Below are 15,191 nucleotides of genomic sequence, written 5' to 3'. Positions count from 1 at the left end.
TTATCAGCTAGATATCGGAAAATAGGGCAGGGATCAGGACCAAAATTTCCCCCCAGACCGGAAAGTTTCGCCTAGCGCACCCCCCATCCGGGCACCGGCATGGGGAAAGCGCTGCCTCTTTGGGGTGTCAGCCGCCCCGGCGTTCCAGGGCGCGGCGCAGGTAGCGGGCCACCGCCTGCCCCACCCGCGGCCAGGCGCCGGCACGGTCCTGGCGGAACAGCCGGACGGTGGGGTACCAGGGCGTGTCGGCCCGGCCCAGGAACCAGCGCCAGTCGGGGGCGTGGGGCAGCAGCAGCCACGCCGGGCGGCCCAGGGCGCCGGCCAGATGCAGCGGTGCGGTATCCACGGTGACGAGGAGGTCCAGCCCGGCCAGCAGGGCGGCGGTGCCGGCAAAATCTGCCACCGCGTCCATCGGGTCTTCCAGCCGGGCGGCCCAGCGGGGGGGCAGGGCGGTGCGGGCCGGGCCGGTCTGCAGGCTGAACAGCCGCACCCCCGCCACGTCCAGCAGCGGATCGAGCGCGCCCAGGGGCAGGGAACGGTTGCGGTCGTTGCGGTGGCCGGGGTTGCCCGCCCACACCAGCCCGACCCGCAGCCGCCCGCTGCCGTCGTCCAGCCGCGCCGTCCACGCCGCCGCCTCCGCCGGATCGGCGGACAGATAGGGGACGGGGGCGGGAATGTCCGCCACCCGGCGGGTGGCAAAGGCCCGCGGCAGGCTCATCAGCGGGCAGTGGGCGTCGAAGGGCGGCGGCGTGTCGCCCCGCGGCACGATGGCCAGGGCGCCGGCTGGAACCGGCAGGGTGCGCAGCAGGCGGATCAGGTGCGGGTGCACCTCCAGCACCACCCGCGCGCCGTGGCGGGCGGCCAGCGCCACCGCATCGGGGACGTAGCGGACGAACTGGATGGTGTCGCCGAACCCCTGTTCGGCGTGCAGCAGCAGGGTTCCGCCTGCCGGCAACGGCTGGTCCGCCGTCCAGGGCGGGGCGGGAATGCGTTTCCACCGCTGCTCGAACCCGGTCCAGCCGGCGGCCAGATCCCCCTGCACCAGCCGGCTGAGCGCCAGGGCCATGTGGGCCTCGCGGTCGGTGCCGTCGGCGGCGGCCAGGGCGGCGAAGCAGGCTTCGGCGCCGGGGAACATCTGCCGGTCGCGCAGCACCAGCCCCAGGTCGAGCAGGCTGTCCCGGTGGCCGGGCCGCAGCCGGTGGGCGCGCCACAGCCAGCGGGTGGCGGCCTCCAGATCGTGGCCGGCATGGCAGGCGAGGCCCAGATTGACCGCGGCGTCGGGCTGGTCCGGCTCCAGCGCCAGGGCGCGCAGCAGGGCCGCCGCGGCCCCGGCGTCATCCCCCGCCGCCAGCCGCACCCCGCCCAGATGCGCCCACACCGCCGGGGCCGCCGGCTCCACCCGCAGGGCGCGGGCCAGCCACGCCGCCGCCGGGCCGGATTGCCCGCCCTGGGCGGCCAGCGTGCCCAGCAGGTGCAGCGCCGTGGCCGCATCGGGGGCCAGCGCCAGCGCCCGGCGGTACAGCCGCCCGGCCCGGTCGCCGTCGCCGGCCATATGGGCTGTGACCGCCGCGTTCAGAAGGTCGGAAAGGGTCGCCATCCCCCTTGTCTATACCGGCCCGGCGGGAAGGGAAAGACGGCTTCGCACGGGGGCTGCACCGCAGCCCTTCCGCGGGGAAGAGGCCCGGAACGACGCATGTCTTGGGCGGGGCGATCTTTGCGCTTCCTCCCTTCGATTGCTTCGTTCATAGTATTCGCAACATTTTCACATTTAAAATGTGATGGATTTTGGGCATGGACCAACAGATCTATTCCGATATTCAGAGCATTCATTTGGATGCTGTCGGCGGTGTTGCCGGTGATATGTTCGCGGCGGCCCTTCTGAACGCCCGGCCCGGCCTGTGGCCGGCGGTGGCCGCCGCGGTCGCGGCGCTGGGCCTTCCCGCCGCGGTGGATGTGCGGACCGAGGACGTCAACGACGGCGTGCTGACCGGCACACGCTTCCATGTGGATGAGGGGCCTTCCCGGACCGGCCACCACCATCACCACGGTCATGGTCATCATGACCATGATCATCACCATCATCACGACCATGACCATGACCATGACCATGGGCACACCCCGTGGCACGTCATCCGGGCGCGGCTGGTGGCGGCGCCGCTGATGCCGGCGGTGCGGGAGCATGCGGTGGGCATCTTCACCCGCCTGGCCGAGGCGGAAGCAGCGGTGCATGGCGTATCCCCCGACGACGTGGCCTTTCACGAGGTGGGGGCCATCGATTCCCTGGTGGACATCGTGGCGGCGGCGGCGCTGATCGCGGCGCTGGGGCCGGTGGCGTGGACGGCGGGGCCGCTGCCGCGCGGGTCGGGGCTGGTCACCACCGCCCACGGCATCCTGCCGGTTCCAGCTCCGGCCACCGCCCGGCTGCTGGCCGGCTTCGACCTGTCCGACGACGACGAGACGGGGGAACGGATCACCCCCACCGGGGCGGCGATCCTGGCGTGGCTGAAACCGTCGCAGGCCCCGGCCCCGGCCCCGCGGCGGCTGCTGTCCGCCGGCACCGGGTTCGGCACCCGGCGGCTGAAGCGCCGGCCCAACATCCTGCGCGCGCTGCTGTTCGCCGCCGCCCAGCCCGCCGCCGCCCCGTCCGGCGGGGAGGACGCGGTGAGTGTCCTGCGGTTCGAGGTGGACGACCAGACGGGGGAGGATCTGGCGGTGGCCCTGGACCGCATCCGCGCCCTGCCCGGTGTGCTCGACGTGTGCCAATGGCCGGTGTTCGGCAAGAAGGGGCGCATGGGGGCCGCGGTGCAGATCCTGGCCCGCCCGGACACGGCGGCGGCGGCGGAATCCCTGGCGCTGGCGGAAACCACCACCCTGGGCGTGCGCTGCCACCGGGCGGTCCGGTCGGTGCTGCCGCGGGCGGCCACCGACGTCGGCGGCGTGCCGGTGAAGGTGGCCCGGCGCCCCGGTGGTGCCGTGACCGCCAAGGTGGAAATGGATGCCCTGGCCGGCATCGCCGGGGCCGGTCACCGCGCCCGGCGGCGGGCGGCGGCGGAGCGGGCGGCCCTGGCCGCGGTGGACGAGACGGAGGCACCCGATGCCGATGCATGAGGCCCTGCGCACCGTTCTGGGCGGGTGCCGCGACCCGCTGGTGGCCGTGTCGGGCGGGGTGGATTCCCTGACGCTGGCCAGTTTCGCCCACCGTACCCTGGGCGGGGTGCGCATGGCCCACGCCGTGTCCCCCGCCGTGCCGCAGGCGGCGACCGCCCGCGTCCGCGCCCTGGCCGGCGATCAGGGCTGGCACCTGTCGGTGGTGGAGGCGGGGGAATTTTCCGATGCCCGCTATCTGGCGAACCCGGTCAACCGCTGCTTCTATTGCAAGACCAACCTGTACGAACGGCTGGCCGGGCTGGGCGGCGGCGGCACGGTGCTGTCGGGGGCCAATCTGGACGATCTGGGCGATTACCGCCCCGGTCTGGCGGCGGCGGCGGATCACGGGGTGCGCCATCCCTTCATCGAGGCCGGCATGGACAAGGCGGCGGTGCGGGCCCTGGCCCGCGCGCTGGGGCTGGGGGAGGTGGCGGAGCTTCCGGCATCCCCCTGCCTGTCCAGCCGGGTGGAAACCGGCCTGCCCATCACGCCCGCGTCCCTGGCCCTGGTGGAGCGGGTGGAAGGTTGGCTGGCCGCCGAGCACGGCGCCGCGGTGGTCCGCTGCCGCGTGCGCCCCGGCGGGCTGGAGATCGAACTGGGCGAGACGGATCTGGCCCGCATCGGCGGCGATGCCCTGGCCGCCGCCCTGCGCCGGGCGCACCCGGCGGCGGCGGGGATGGACATCCGCGTGTCCCCCTACCGCCGCGGATCGGCCTTCGTCGGCGACAAGCGGGTGGTGCGGCCATGACCCCCGCCGATGCGCGTGCCGCCGATGAAATCCGCCTGGACTTCGCCCGCGGCGAACGGGTGGGGGTGGGGGAGGCGATCTTCTGCGCCGGCAAGAGCGCCGGGCAACTGGCCGCCATCCTGGACGCGGCGGCGGAGCGGCAGGCCCGGTTCCTGCTGACCCGCCTGTCGGTGGAGGCTCACGCCGCCCTGCCGGACCGGCACCGCGGTGGGCTGGACTATGATCCGGTGTCGCGCACCGCCTTTTTCGGCGGGGCTCCGGCGGCGGGGCGGGGCGGTGTGGTGGCGGTGGTCGCCGCCGGCACATCCGACGCCCCGGCGGCGCGGGAGGCGGAGCGCACCTTGCGTTTCAACGGCGTGGCCCCCACCATGATCTTCGACGTCGGCGTCGCCGGGCTGTGGCGGCTGCTGGAACGGGTGGAGGAGATCGCCGCTCACCGGGTGGTCATCGCCGCCGCCGGCATGGACGCCGCCCTGCCCACGGTGCTGGGCGGGCTGGTGCCGGGGGTGCTGATCGCGCTGCCCACCTCCACCGGCTACGGCGTGGCCCGCAACGGCGAAACCGCCCTGGCGGCGGTGCTGGCGTCGTGCGCGCCGGGGATCGTGGCGGTGAACATCGACAACGGCTATGGCGCGGCGGTGGCCGCCCTGCGGGCGGTGCGCCCGCTGCCGTGAGCGACGCAGGAGAGCGTGATGGACGAGACACCCCCCGTGCCGCTTCCCCCCGCCGTCCCCGTCCATCTGATCCTGTCGCCGCTGGCGGTGGCGCTGGCCGTTGCCGCGCTGGGGCCGGCGCCGCACCTGACCGCCCTGGCCGTGGGCGCGGCGGGGTGGCTGGCGGCCATGGTGCTGCGCGCGCCCGTGGCGCTGGCCGGGCGGGCCGCCGGCCTGGCCCCGGAGCGGCTGGGGCTCGTGCTGCTTCTCGCCTCCGGCCCGGTGGAGGAGGCGTGCCGGCTGGCCGCCCTGTGGCTGTGGGGCGGGGATCTGCGCACCGCCCTGTGGCTGGGGCTGGGCTGGGCGCTGGGCGAGGCGCTGGCGCTCTTCGTGGGCGGGCTGGTGTCGGGGCGGGTGCTGCGCAGCCCCGGCGACCAGGGGGACAAGGCCCGTGCGCATCTGGCCGCCCAGGGAAAGGCCGCCGCCGCCCATCCCGCGTGGGGCGGGCTGGAACGGCTGTCGGTGACCGGGCTGCACGTGGGGCTGTCGCTGTGGATCGCGTGGAATCCGTGGCTGGCGGTTCCGGCGGCGCTGGCGCACACCGCCGTCAACGCCGCCGCCGCCACCGTGATGAAGCGCACGGGCCGCATGGCTCTGACCGAAGCCGCCGTCGCCGTGCCCTCGGCGGCGGTGCTGGCCGTGGGGCTGGTGCTGGCTCTGGCTCTGTCCTGACGCGGGGGCGGTGGCCCCTCAGATCCCGATCAGCTTCCACCCCGGATTGAAGGGCCGGGCGCTGACGTGCGTGGGCAGGGCCAGCAGCAGCCCGTCCTCTTCGTACAGCAGCCCGGCGTCGAGCAGCGGGGCCAGGGTGCCGCGGGGGTCTTGCGCGAAGTCCTCGCGGGTGAAGGCGATGGGGGTTTCCGGGGCGGAGGCCGGCACGATGCGGAACGTGTCCCCCGATCCGGCCCAGCGGCGTCCCGGCGCGATGGGATAGGGGGATGCCTCGTCCGCTTCCGCATCCCCGCCGGCATCCAGCAGGGTGTCGATGCGGGTGGGGCCGTCGCAGGCGCGCAGCACCTGGGCGGCGAAGCCCGACAGACGGTAATCGGCCCCGCGGCGGGGATCGCGGCGGTCGCGGACCAGGATCCCGTCACCCTGCCGCTCCCAGCTCAGCACCGTCTTGCCGCTGCGGAACGCGGTCACCCAGTCCTGCACCTCCTGGCTCAGCTTGCGCAGGTAGGACAGGTCGTGCGGCCCGCGCCCCGCCACCTCGAACACATAGGCGTGGCGGGCCACCTCCTCCGGCGGGAAGGGATAGAGGAAGCTGTAGTTGTGGTGCGGCACCAGCCGGATGCCGAACCGTTCCGGGTCGCGGTAGAGCGGGCTGAAGCGGTGGAATTCGATGTCGATCACCGCGTTGGGCGGGCTGAGATGGGTCAGCTTGCCCACGTCGCGGGCCATCTTCTGGTATTCGAACGGGTCTTCGCCGGGGAAGCCGGCCAGCACGTTCCACGCCGGCACGATGCCGTATTCGCGGGCGTATTTCAGGAACGCGATGTTCTGGATGCCGCGGATGCCCTTGTTCATCAGCTTCAGCACGGGCGTGGACAGGCTTTCGATCCCCGGCTGCACCATGGTGATGCCGGCATCCGACAGGGCCGCCACCTGGGCGCGGTTCATGTTCGCCTTGATCTCGTAGAACAGGTTGAGGTTCAGCCCGTTCTCCTTCGCCCACGCGACGAAGCTCTGGTAATAGCGGGTGGACAGGATGTTGTCGGCCATGAACAGGTATTTGACGTCATAGGTGCGGGCGATGTGGCGCACCTCCTCCTGGAACCGTTCGGCGTCCTTGTGGCGATAAGTGATGCCGTTGGCGTTCAGGCCGCAGAAGATGCAGTGGTGCTTTGCCCCCCACCAGCAGCCGCGCGACGATTCCAGCGGCAGCACCAGCGTATCGTGATCGTACAGGCCGTATTTCTTCCGCTCGGCGATGAAATCGCCGAACACGGGGATGGGCAGGGCGTTCATGTCCGTCACCGGCTGTGACGGCGGGCCGCACACCACCTGCCCGGCGGCGTCGCGGTGGATCAGCCCCGGCAGCCCGGTCACGTCGGACCCCGCCTCCAGCCGTTCCACGAATTCGGGGAAGGACAGGTCGGCTTCGCCCGAGAACACGTAATCGACGAAGGGAAAATGCTCGGCCACCGCCGGTCCCATGTCCCCGTCGCAGTTGGCCCCGCCCAGCACCACCCGCTTGTGCGGCCAGCGGTCCTTGACGTGCTTGGCCAGCGCCAGCGCCGGCCCGTTCTGGAAGAAGGTGGTGGTGATGCCGATGACGTCGTACGGCTCCAGTTCCGCCGCCATCTCGTCCAGCAGGGCCGGAACCTTGGCCGCCAGCCCCAGGATGATGCGGCTGGGCAGCAGCGCGGGGTCGGTGGTGTTGGCCCGCCGGTCCAGTTCCTCCAGCCGTTTGAGCACCTGGGGAATCTGGGGTTCCAGCCGGTCGGGATAGACGGTGCGGATGAAGACCCATTCGTTCCACGGAAACAGCTCGCGCTGGGTGAGCTGGCTGTAGACGGCGGTGCGCACCGTGTCGTCGGCCACGTCCAGCGCCTGGGTCAGGCGGTAGTTCCAATAGAAGGTGCGCGTGTGGAAGCCGCGCTGCTCCACCCCGCCGGCCAGCACGGCGATGCCCAGATTGGCCAGGTTGGGCGGGCCATAGGGCGGATAGACGAAGGCGATCTTCAGGCGTTTGGGCGCGTCGCTCATGAACCTGTCCTCTCTTCCCCCGTGCGGATCGGGTGTCCGGCGGATCGGATGCTCAGAAGTACTGGGGATTGACCGACGAGGAGAGCCAGCGCATGTACGCCTCCTCCTCCGCGCTCAGCGGGCCGGCGTTCAGCGCCTCCACGATGCCGTTGAGCTGTTCGGGGCTTTGCGGCGAGCACAGAACCCCATCCATGCCCGGAACCGTCAGGGCGAAGCGGTAATAGTCGGTGGTCTTGGGCAGCCAGGAGCGCCCGTCCAATCCCAGCTTCCGGAACTGCTCCGGCGTCACCTGGGACATGGTGCTCTTGAAGTTGAAGATCAGGCCGGTGCGGTCGGGGCGGGCATAGGGGAAGATGTCGGTCACCGCACCGGGGTGGGACGTGTTGTAGCGGATGAAGTGCACGTCCAGCAGGTTGGCGTTGATGCTGAGCAGCGCCGCGGGCCGGTGGTGGAACGATGCCCCCAGCGCCTGCCCGCCGAAATGACGGGCGGACCGGGCACCGTGCAGGGAATTGAAGCGGGAATAGAGGTTCGCTTCGCTGGGCACGGCGCCGGCCATCAGCACATCGACCCGCTCCAGCCCCGGCACGGAATCGATCACCTCGTTGAATTGGAGATAGTTGAACAGCGGCTGGTCCAGATAGGACACCACCGCCACCACCACCTCGTCGCGGGCCGACGGGCGGCTGCGGAACAGCTCGGCCAGACCGTCGCGCAGACCCTGGTACAGCGGCCAGTGCAGGTCGGAGGTCAGAAAGAAGAAGTTGATCCCCATGTCATAGGCCGCCAGCACCGTGTCGGGCGTGGTGATGCCCAGGGCCAGCGGGCTGACGGTCATGCCGGTCAGCCCCAGCGGCAGGCGGTCGTGGGGTTTGGGCAGGCTCTGCCGCCGGGCCGGGCGCAGGCCGCCCAGCGGCAGGGTCGCGGGCTTCATCCGGGCAATGGCCGCGCGGGGCGTGGCGGGAGTGGTCGTCGGGGCCGTCATTTCGTCGTGTCGTCCTTGTCGCTCGTGCCGGGGGTGGTCTTTCTGGTCCGGGTGCCGCGGGGCTTGCGGGGCCGGGCCGTGGGTTTCCGGGGTGTGGCCCCGTGCTCCTTGGGCGTTTCCGCCGCTTTTTCCGTTTCCACCGGAGGGGAGGGGAGCGGCTCCGGCGCGGGCGGTTCGGGCTCGGGCGGCTCGGGGGCCGGGGGCGGCGCCACCGGCACCGGCAGGTCCGCCGGCTGGGGGCGGGGGGTGAAGGTCAGCAGGCTGCGCACCCGTTCGGGATCGGCCAGTTCCAGATAGAACCGTCCGATGCCGGCCAGACCGAACAGCAGATTGGGCGTCTCGCCGTTGGGCGGGCCGCCGCAGGGCCAGGGCACCCGCGGGGCGGCGTGGGCCTGCACCCCGTGACGGGCGGCGTAGAGGGCGTAGTCCCGCCATTCCGGCTGCCCCAGCGCCGCCGCGGCCTGCAGCACGAACGCGGCGTTGCCGGCGGCGCCGCTGGCCTGGGCGAAGCTGATGGCGGGAAGGGCCGGGGGCACCAGCGTGGCGAGGGCGGCGTTCACCGCGTCGCGGATCTCGGCGTCGGTTTCCGCCCGCTCCGGCAGCAGCGTGCGCAGGCGCAGGCGCACCAGACCCACCCCCACCGCCCCGTGAACCCAGGCCACGGGATAGCGGGCCGGGTTGGCCGCCAGCAGGTTCGCCGGGCCGGCGTCCAGCCGCAGGTCGGGCCACAGCCGCCAGTGGGGATCGAAATGCGCCGTCTCATACGCCAGCGCGCTCAGGGCCGTGTCGCGGAAGGCTTCGTCCCCCCCGGCGGCGTGCAGTTCCAGCAGCGCCACCGCGATGCCGCCCGCCCCGTGGGGGCCACCCACGAGATCGGGATGGGGCTGGTCCGGGGCGGTGGCCCACGACGCCCCGTGGGGGCCGCGGCGGGCGCTTTCCACCAACTGGCGGCCATGCGCGAACGCCGCCGTGCGCAGCGCCGTGTCGTTCGCCGCCGCGGCGGCATCCAGCAGCGCCAGCGCCGCCCCCGCCCGTCCGCCGTACAGGTCGGGCGGCTGCGGTTTGGTCACGGTGTTGCTCAGGCCGGACAGGGCGAGGCGGGCGGCCTCGTCCCACTGCTCGTCCCCCAGGGCGCGGGCGGCCAGGGTGAAGGCGATGGCGGCGGCGGAACGGCCGGTGTAAAGGCCATCCGCAACGGCTCCCCCCCCATCATCCAGATGGCGGGCGGCGTGGGCCAGGGCGCCGCGGGCCGCCTGCCGCACCAGCGGGTCGCCGGTCGCCCGCCACAGCTCGGCCAGGAACAGACCGATGCCGGCGGTGCCGTCACCCAGCGCCGGCCCCATGGCGCGGTACACGGGGGTGATCCGCTCGCCCTCGGCGTGGTAGGCCCAGCCGAGCCAGTTGCACCGGTCGCCGTTCCACACCGCGGTCATGGCCAGCCGGCGGCCGATGGCGGCGGCCACCTCCAGAAAGACGGCGGCCTCGCCGTCCGGCGGGGGCGGGGTTACAGTCGTCGTCGCAGTCATGGAGCAAGCCTTTCCGCATCGAAGGCGCTGTAGATGTCGGTGCGTCCGGGGGACACCCAGGGGTGGTCCAGGCTGATGCCGGCGGTGGCGAACCGGGCCTTGACCGCCGCCAGCTTCTGGGCGGTGGCGGTCTGGCCGGCGGCGTGGGCGGCCAGCACCGCGTCGGCGATCAGCCGGCAGCGGTGAAGCCCGAAGCTGTCGCCGTTGCCGGGGTCTTCGGCAAAGCCGACCCCGGGCAGGAAGCGGCAGGTGAACAGCGGCGTGGGGTCGGCCAGGCCGGCGGTGGCCTCGCGGTCCAGCCCGGCGATGATGCGGGCGACGAATTCCGCGTGGCGCCGCGCCATGTACAGCACCATGGAATCCGACCGGGTGTAGTGGGTGGCGTCGGTCAGCGCCTTCATCCGGTACGGCACCTGATAGGCGTTCAGCGCCGCGGTGATGGCGCGCACCAGCGGGATCACGCCGGTGGGGGTGATGTTGAAATAGACGCGGGTCAGGGCGAATTCGTCCCACATGTCGGTGGGCGCCTCGCCGTACATGAACTGGAACGCGGTCTGGATGGTGTGCGACCCGCGGGTCAGCCACAGCAGCACCTGCTCCCCCGGCTGGGGCACGCTGCCCCGCCCGTTCGTGGACAGATACTCGCCCGCGCGCACTCGGCGCTGGCATTCGCCCTTGACGACGCTCAGCGTGCCGTCGGGATCGGCGGCATAGACCCGCCAGCCGCCGTCCCAATGATCGCGGTTGCCGTTGGCGGCGTCCAGCTTGTGCGGGTGCAGCGGGTCGGGGGCATAGGGGGACCGGGGCGGCGGGCCGGGAAAGCGGTGGGCGTAGCAGTTGGTGTAGAGCGTGCCCAGCAGGGCGCCGGCCATCGCCCCCGGCTGGGGCAGGTGGTGCACCGGGCCGCCGGCGAAGCGGAAGGCGTCGGGGGCGACGATCTCCAGCGCGTCGAGGATCGCCGTCAGTTCGGCTTCCAGCGTTTGGGGAGCGTTTTCGGTCATGGGAGGGGTTCCGTCCGGCAGGGGCGCGGTCACGGGGAAAGGCCGAGGATGTCGGCGGCGGCCTGATGCGGGTTCCACAGAAACGCCCGCGCGCTTTCCATCAGCGCGTCCGACTGGGCGGTCAGGGGCGAGCGGTTGAACAGCGCCTCGAACACCGCCACCACCAGCCGCGCCCCGGTCTGGCGCAGGCAGCGGGTCAAGAAGACCTGGGCCGCACCGCCGCTGAAGCCGCGGCTTTCGGTATAGACCTGCCAGAAGCGCCGCAGCGACGGGCCGGCGTCGGCCATGGTGCGGTCCTGGCGCCCGTCCTGGGCGGCGGGCCCCGCCTGGGGCGGGATCAGCATCACATAGATGATGTAGGAGGCGAAGATGCAGGCGATGTCCCACGCCGCATCCCCCAGATCCACCAGTTCCCAGTCGATGACCTTGAAATCGTATTCACCGTTGGGGCCGGCGGGATAGACGACGAAATTGTCCCATTTCATGTCGCCGTGGATCAGGGCGTTGAATTCATACTCCGGCCGCAGGGACAGAAGCTGCGCCACCAGATCGGGGCGCCGGCCCAGCATCTCCAGCATCGGCTGGGCGATATGGGATGGGAATTGGGGCAGCGGCGCCAGGGTGGCGGGATCCAGGGTGAAGATCCACGGCGGCTGCCGGGGAAAGAGCTGGGCCGCCGCCGGTTCCAGCAGCGCGTTCGCCGCCTGTGCGTGATAGGCGCCGAGACCGCGGCCCAGAAGCTCCCCCACCTCCGCCGGAAAACGGCGCAGGCGGAAATGCAGCTCGTTCAGGTTCTCCGCCTGCGGCAGCAGGCCCAGGACCAGCGCGTTGCGGGTGCCGTCGAAATCCACGTAGTCGGGCGAAATGCGCTTCAGCGGTTCCAGCAGCGGGCGGGTGGCCACCAGTTGATAGAACGCGGTTTCCCGCAGCAGCGTCGCCGTGTGTTCGGCGGAGTTGCCGGTGACCTGCTTGATGAACAGGCCGGGACGGGAGCCGCAGGTGACCTTGTAGTTGCGGCACCGGCGCCCGGCCTCGGTCACGGCGAAACCGCCGTCCACGATGGCCCCGGCCTCCAGGATGCCGCGTTCCATCAGGACATGCGCGATGTTGGACACGGTCAGGAACATTCCGCGTGGCTTCCTTCCCTCAAGAGACGGGCGGACGGCGCGCCGGCCGGACGGGCCATCCAGAGACACAAAGAGCCGGGCAGGAGGCACCACAGCCGTCAGGCGGCGGTGCCTCCTGCCCGAAGGTGCCCGGGCCGGCCGTCCCGATGAACGGGGCGGCCGGTGGGCGCGCGGGGGGAACCCGTGATCTTAGAAGCTGATCGACGGGCCGACGGTGGCCGAGCCGGTCCCGGAGACGGTCACCGAGACCGAGCCGGACACCGGGGTCCACGTGGCCTGCGGCGCCGCACCGCTGGCCCCCTGGGGCGCCGGGCCCGTCAGCGTGACCGGCGGGACGGTCGGGTAGGTGTGGACCGTGGTCAGGGTGGGATGGGTGTACTGGGTGGTCAGGGTGGGCAGCGACACCGGCGGGATGGTCGGGTAGCCGCTGATGGTCGGCAGGGCCTGGGGCGCCGGGGCCGTCAGCGTGACCGGCGGGATGGTCGGGTAGGTGTGGACCGTGGTCAGGGTGGGATAGGTGTACTGGGTGGTCAGGGTGGGCAGCGACACCGGGGGGATGGTCGGGTAGCCGCTGATGGTGGGCAGGGCCTGGGGCGCCGCACCGCCGGCCGTCAGCGTCACCGGGGGCACGGTGGGATAGGTGTGGACCGTGGTCAGGGTGGGCAGCGACACCGGGGGGATGGTCGGATAGCCGCTGATGGTCGGCAGGGTCGGCACCGTCGGGACGGTGGTCAGCCCCTGCGCCGCCGCTCCCTGCGGCGAGGCGGTCTGGGTGGCGGTGGCCGTGACCGTGATCGTGGCGGGGGTCGGCGGGGTGACCGGCGACACCGGGGTCACGGTGATGGTCGGGGCCGGGGTGACCGGGGTGACGGTGACCGTGATGGTCTGCGGCGCGGCACCGGCGGCCTGGGCCTGCGGCGGGGTGGTGGCCAGCGACGTCACCGGGGTAATCGGCGTGACCGGAGAGATCGGCGTCACGGGCGTGATCGGCGTGTGGGTGATCGGCGTGATCGGGGTCGCCGGGGTGATCGGCGTCCGGGGCAGGGTGATGGTGGGAAGGGTGATGGTGGGCTGGGTTGGCAGGGTCGGCAGGGTCGGCAGGGTCGGCAGGGTGGCGATGGTCGGGAACGTCCCGCCGGTCAGCCCCTGGGCGTGCGCCGCGGTGTCGGCGGTGGCCGAGGCGGATACCGTGATCGAAGCCCCGGCCGAGGTGGTGACGCCGCCGGTGTTGGTGGCGCTGACGGTGATGCTGCCGGTCCCGGTGCCGCTGCCCGACACGGTGACGGTCACGCTGGCCGGGGTGATGCTCTGCACCTCGGCGGTCTGCGGGGCCGGCGCCAGACCGGTGCGTGGCACTCCCCCCGTCGCGAAGGTTTGCGTCGGGAGCGTCACGGTCGGCATGATCGTGTAGGGCGGGACCGCGTAGGTCTGGAGCGGCTGGGGCTGGGGAAGGCTGGCGGGAAGAACGGTAATGGGGAGCGTGGGATAGGAAAACATTCTATATGCCTCCATTAAAACGGTTCTGTTCAATCGGATGTGCTGGGATGAAAACCTGACCCCGGCGCCGCCGGGGCGGGGTGGCCGGCCCGTGCCGGCCGTCTTCACAGGCGGGTGCTCAGGCCGGGGGCGGGAGCGGGGGGGAATAGCCCGTGACCAGACCGGCACCGGCCAGGAAGCGGGTGATGCCAAGGGGCCGCAGGGTGGCGGACAGCACCTGGGCGGCGCGCGCCGCCCGTTCCGGCCCACGGGGCAGTCCGGTGTAATAGGTGTCGGCGGAGAGGATGGTCGCCAGGGCCGCCGTCGCTGCCGGGCAGGCCATGGACGTGCCGCTCATGTCGGCATAGGGGGCCGGCACCTCGGGGCGTGACGGCACGGTGGAGATGATGCCCACACCGGGGCCGGACAGCCCCACCTCATAGCCGATGGCGTCGAAATTGGCGGCGAACGCGCCGCCGTATCCGAAATAGACCGGCTGGCTGGGGGTGCAGGATGCGGCCAGCGTGCCGGCCGGCGATGTGCCCGGCGCGCCCAGCGCGTTCACCGCCGCCGCTTCGGGATAGGCGGCGGGGTAATAGACCGGGGCGCCGTTGGTGTTGCCGGCGGACGCCAGCGGCAGGGTGCCGGCTTCCAGCGCCGCGGTCAGGGCATCGCGCTCGATGGCCGACGGCTGCGAGCCGCCGAGGCTGAGGTTGATGAGGTCGGCGTTGAAGCTGCTGGCCAGGATGTCGATGCCCAGCGCGATATCGCCCTGGGTCGCGGTGCCGCCGGCGCCGAAGACACGGATGGCACCGATGTCGGCCCCCGGTGCGATGCCTTCGTAATCGCCTGACCCTTCGGCGGGGATGGCCCCGACGATGCCGGCCACATGGGTTCCGTGGCCGTCCTGATCCTGGGTGGCGGCGGGATCGGGGTCGTAGGTTCCGTCCACCGCGGCACCCAGCGGCGTGATGTGGTTCAGGTACGGGTTGGCGCCCAGCCCGGTGTCGGCGATGCCGATGCGGATGGAGCGTCCGCGGGCGGTGTTGGCGTTGGTGATGCCCACCAGATGGTGCCACCAGCCCAGCGGGCCGGTCTTGGGCAGCGGCGCCAGTTCCAGCACCGAGCCGTTGGTGGGGAACGCCTGAAGCACGCTCCAATAGCTGGACGCCGGCTCGACCACGATCATCACCGGCACGAACTGCGTCGGGTCGTAGTGGTAGCTGAGAACGCCGTCGGCGTCCGAGATCTTCTCCTGCCGGGTGCCGGGCACACGCCCGGTCAGGGAATTCAGCACCAGCAGCGCCTTGGCCCCCGCCACCGCCTGATTTCCGCCGCGCAGGGTGATGGTGAAGGTGCTGCCGATGCCGGCCTGGACCGGAACCAGCCCCTGGGCGCGGATCAGCCCGTCGATGATCGGCGGGCGGCCGCGCGTGGGATGGCGCAGGTATTCCGGTTCGACCAGCATATCGTCGCCCAGCTCGCTGGTTATGCGCGAGATGTCCGCCGATGCCCCTTCGATGCTGTAGACCCGGCGGGCCAGCTCCGAATCCGGTTTGTTGTCCTTGATGACGTCGAAATTGGCGGTCAGCAGCGTTTCCGCATGGTCGCCGCTGGCACGCCGTGCCTTGCGCTCGACTCCGCCGGCCAATTTGTTCGCAACGATGTATCGGGTCATGACTCACACCCCATGTATAGAGCAGCCGTCACGCGCATACTTATGAATGATAAATCGTTATGTTTCACAAATGAAACACAA

General features: G+C 71.8%; 12 protein-coding genes. 4 read left to right on the top strand and 8 right to left on the bottom strand.

Going from position 1 to position 15,191, the window contains the following annotated elements; translation table 11 throughout:
• Window positions 1-127 precede the first annotated feature (127 nt).
• A complete protein-coding gene (locus M2352_RS19060) occupies window positions 128-1,597 on the bottom strand; it encodes a CHAT domain-containing protein (RefSeq protein ID WP_264666082.1) in 1,470 nt (489 codons plus the stop codon).
• Window positions 1,598-1,791: 194 nt separating this feature from the next.
• Here M2352_RS19060 and M2352_RS19055 point away from each other — a divergent pair, with 194 nt between their 5' ends.
• From M2352_RS19055 to M2352_RS19040, 4 genes are read left to right on the top strand one after another with little or no spacing between them, the layout of a single operon-like run.
• Window positions 1,792-3,108 carry a LarC family nickel insertion protein gene (locus tag M2352_RS19055; protein ID WP_264666081.1) on the top strand — a complete coding sequence of 439 codons (1,317 nt, stop codon included), beginning with the start codon at window positions 1,792-1,794 and terminating at the stop codon, window positions 3,106-3,108.
• Complete coding sequence (locus tag M2352_RS19050) at window positions 3,095-3,895, top strand: adenine nucleotide alpha-hydrolase family protein (RefSeq protein ID WP_264666080.1); 801 nt, start codon at window positions 3,095-3,097, stop codon at window positions 3,893-3,895. The genes M2352_RS19055 and M2352_RS19050 overlap by 14 nt, the downstream gene beginning before the upstream one ends.
• Window positions 3,892-4,569 carry a nickel pincer cofactor biosynthesis protein LarB gene (gene larB / locus M2352_RS19045; protein WP_264666079.1) on the top strand — a complete coding sequence of 226 codons (678 nt, stop codon included), beginning with the start codon at window positions 3,892-3,894 and terminating at the stop codon, window positions 4,567-4,569. The genes M2352_RS19050 and larB overlap by 4 nt, the downstream gene beginning before the upstream one ends.
• 18 nt (window positions 4,570-4,587) lie before the next feature.
• Window positions 4,588-5,280 carry a hypothetical protein gene (locus M2352_RS19040; RefSeq protein ID WP_264666078.1) on the top strand — a complete coding sequence of 231 codons (693 nt, stop codon included), beginning with the start codon at window positions 4,588-4,590 and terminating at the stop codon, window positions 5,278-5,280.
• Between the two features lie 18 nt (window positions 5,281-5,298).
• Here M2352_RS19040 and M2352_RS19035 read toward each other — a convergent pair whose 3' ends face one another.
• From M2352_RS19035 to M2352_RS19005, 7 genes are all read right to left on the bottom strand, one after another.
• Window positions 5,299-7,317, bottom strand: coding sequence for a RiPP maturation radical SAM C-methyltransferase (locus M2352_RS19035; protein ID WP_264666077.1), 2,019 nt, complete (start codon window positions 7,315-7,317; stop codon window positions 5,299-5,301).
• Window positions 7,318-7,369: 52 nt separating this feature from the next.
• Window positions 7,370-8,302, bottom strand: a complete 933-nt coding sequence (locus M2352_RS19030; RefSeq protein ID WP_264666076.1) for an aldo-keto reductase family protein — start codon at window positions 8,300-8,302, stop codon at window positions 7,370-7,372.
• A complete protein-coding gene (locus M2352_RS19025) occupies window positions 8,299-9,828 on the bottom strand; it encodes a lanthionine synthetase LanC family protein (protein WP_264666075.1) in 1,530 nt (509 codons plus the stop codon). The genes M2352_RS19030 and M2352_RS19025 overlap by 4 nt, the downstream gene beginning before the upstream one ends.
• Window positions 9,825-10,829 carry a T3SS effector HopA1 family protein gene (locus M2352_RS19020; protein WP_264666074.1) on the bottom strand — a complete coding sequence of 335 codons (1,005 nt, stop codon included), beginning with the start codon at window positions 10,827-10,829 and terminating at the stop codon, window positions 9,825-9,827. Before M2352_RS19020 ends, M2352_RS19025 begins: the two co-directional genes overlap by 4 nt.
• 29 nt (window positions 10,830-10,858) lie before the next feature.
• Window positions 10,859-11,956: an aminoglycoside phosphotransferase family protein gene (locus tag M2352_RS19015; protein ID WP_264666073.1), complete on the bottom strand. Its 1,098-nt coding sequence runs from the start codon at window positions 11,954-11,956 to the stop codon at window positions 10,859-10,861.
• A gap of 189 nt (window positions 11,957-12,145) precedes the next feature.
• The gene (locus tag M2352_RS19010) at window positions 12,146-13,453 is read right to left on the bottom strand and encodes a hypothetical protein (protein WP_264666072.1); all 1,308 of its coding nucleotides are present in this window, start codon (window positions 13,451-13,453) and stop codon (window positions 12,146-12,148) included.
• A 118-nt stretch (window positions 13,454-13,571) separates the two neighbouring features.
• Window positions 13,572-15,110 carry a S8 family serine peptidase gene (locus M2352_RS19005; protein WP_264666071.1) on the bottom strand — a complete coding sequence of 513 codons (1,539 nt, stop codon included), beginning with the start codon at window positions 15,108-15,110 and terminating at the stop codon, window positions 13,572-13,574.
• Between the last annotated feature and the right edge of the window lie 81 nt (window positions 15,111-15,191).

The organism is Azospirillum fermentarium (genome assembly GCF_025961205.1).
Taxonomy (GTDB): domain Bacteria; phylum Pseudomonadota; class Alphaproteobacteria; order Azospirillales; family Azospirillaceae; genus Azospirillum; species Azospirillum fermentarium.
The sequence above is the reverse complement of the archived record's forward strand: the minus strand, read 5'-3'. Positions and strand labels throughout refer to the sequence as shown.

What these genes read in the sequence shown, in the direction of transcription:
- M2352_RS19040 (WP_264666078.1), top strand. Translation starts at nt 4,588, where the DNA reads ATGGACGAGACACCCCCCGTGCCGCTTCCCCCCGCCGTCCCCGTCCAT.
- M2352_RS19010 (WP_264666072.1), bottom strand. Translation starts at nt 13,453, where the DNA reads ATGTTTTCCTATCCCACGCTCCCCATTACCGTTCTTCCCGCCAGCCTT.
- M2352_RS19050 (WP_264666080.1), top strand. Translation starts at nt 3,095, where the DNA reads ATGCCGATGCATGAGGCCCTGCGCACCGTTCTGGGCGGGTGCCGCGAC.
- M2352_RS19015 (WP_264666073.1), bottom strand. Translation starts at nt 11,956, where the DNA reads ATGTTCCTGACCGTGTCCAACATCGCGCATGTCCTGATGGAACGCGGC.
- M2352_RS19030 (WP_264666076.1), bottom strand. Translation starts at nt 8,302, where the DNA reads ATGACGGCCCCGACGACCACTCCCGCCACGCCCCGCGCGGCCATTGCC.
- M2352_RS19005 (WP_264666071.1), bottom strand. Translation starts at nt 15,110, where the DNA reads ATGACCCGATACATCGTTGCGAACAAATTGGCCGGCGGAGTCGAGCGC.
- M2352_RS19035 (WP_264666077.1), bottom strand. Translation starts at nt 7,317, where the DNA reads ATGAGCGACGCGCCCAAACGCCTGAAGATCGCCTTCGTCTATCCGCCC.
- larB (WP_264666079.1), top strand. Translation starts at nt 3,892, where the DNA reads ATGACCCCCGCCGATGCGCGTGCCGCCGATGAAATCCGCCTGGACTTC.
- M2352_RS19055 (WP_264666081.1), top strand. Translation starts at nt 1,792, where the DNA reads ATGGACCAACAGATCTATTCCGATATTCAGAGCATTCATTTGGATGCT.
- M2352_RS19025 (WP_264666075.1), bottom strand. Translation starts at nt 9,828, where the DNA reads ATGACTGCGACGACGACTGTAACCCCGCCCCCGCCGGACGGCGAGGCC.
- M2352_RS19020 (WP_264666074.1), bottom strand. Translation starts at nt 10,829, where the DNA reads ATGACCGAAAACGCTCCCCAAACGCTGGAAGCCGAACTGACGGCGATC.
- M2352_RS19060 (WP_264666082.1), bottom strand. Translation starts at nt 1,597, where the DNA reads ATGGCGACCCTTTCCGACCTTCTGAACGCGGCGGTCACAGCCCATATG.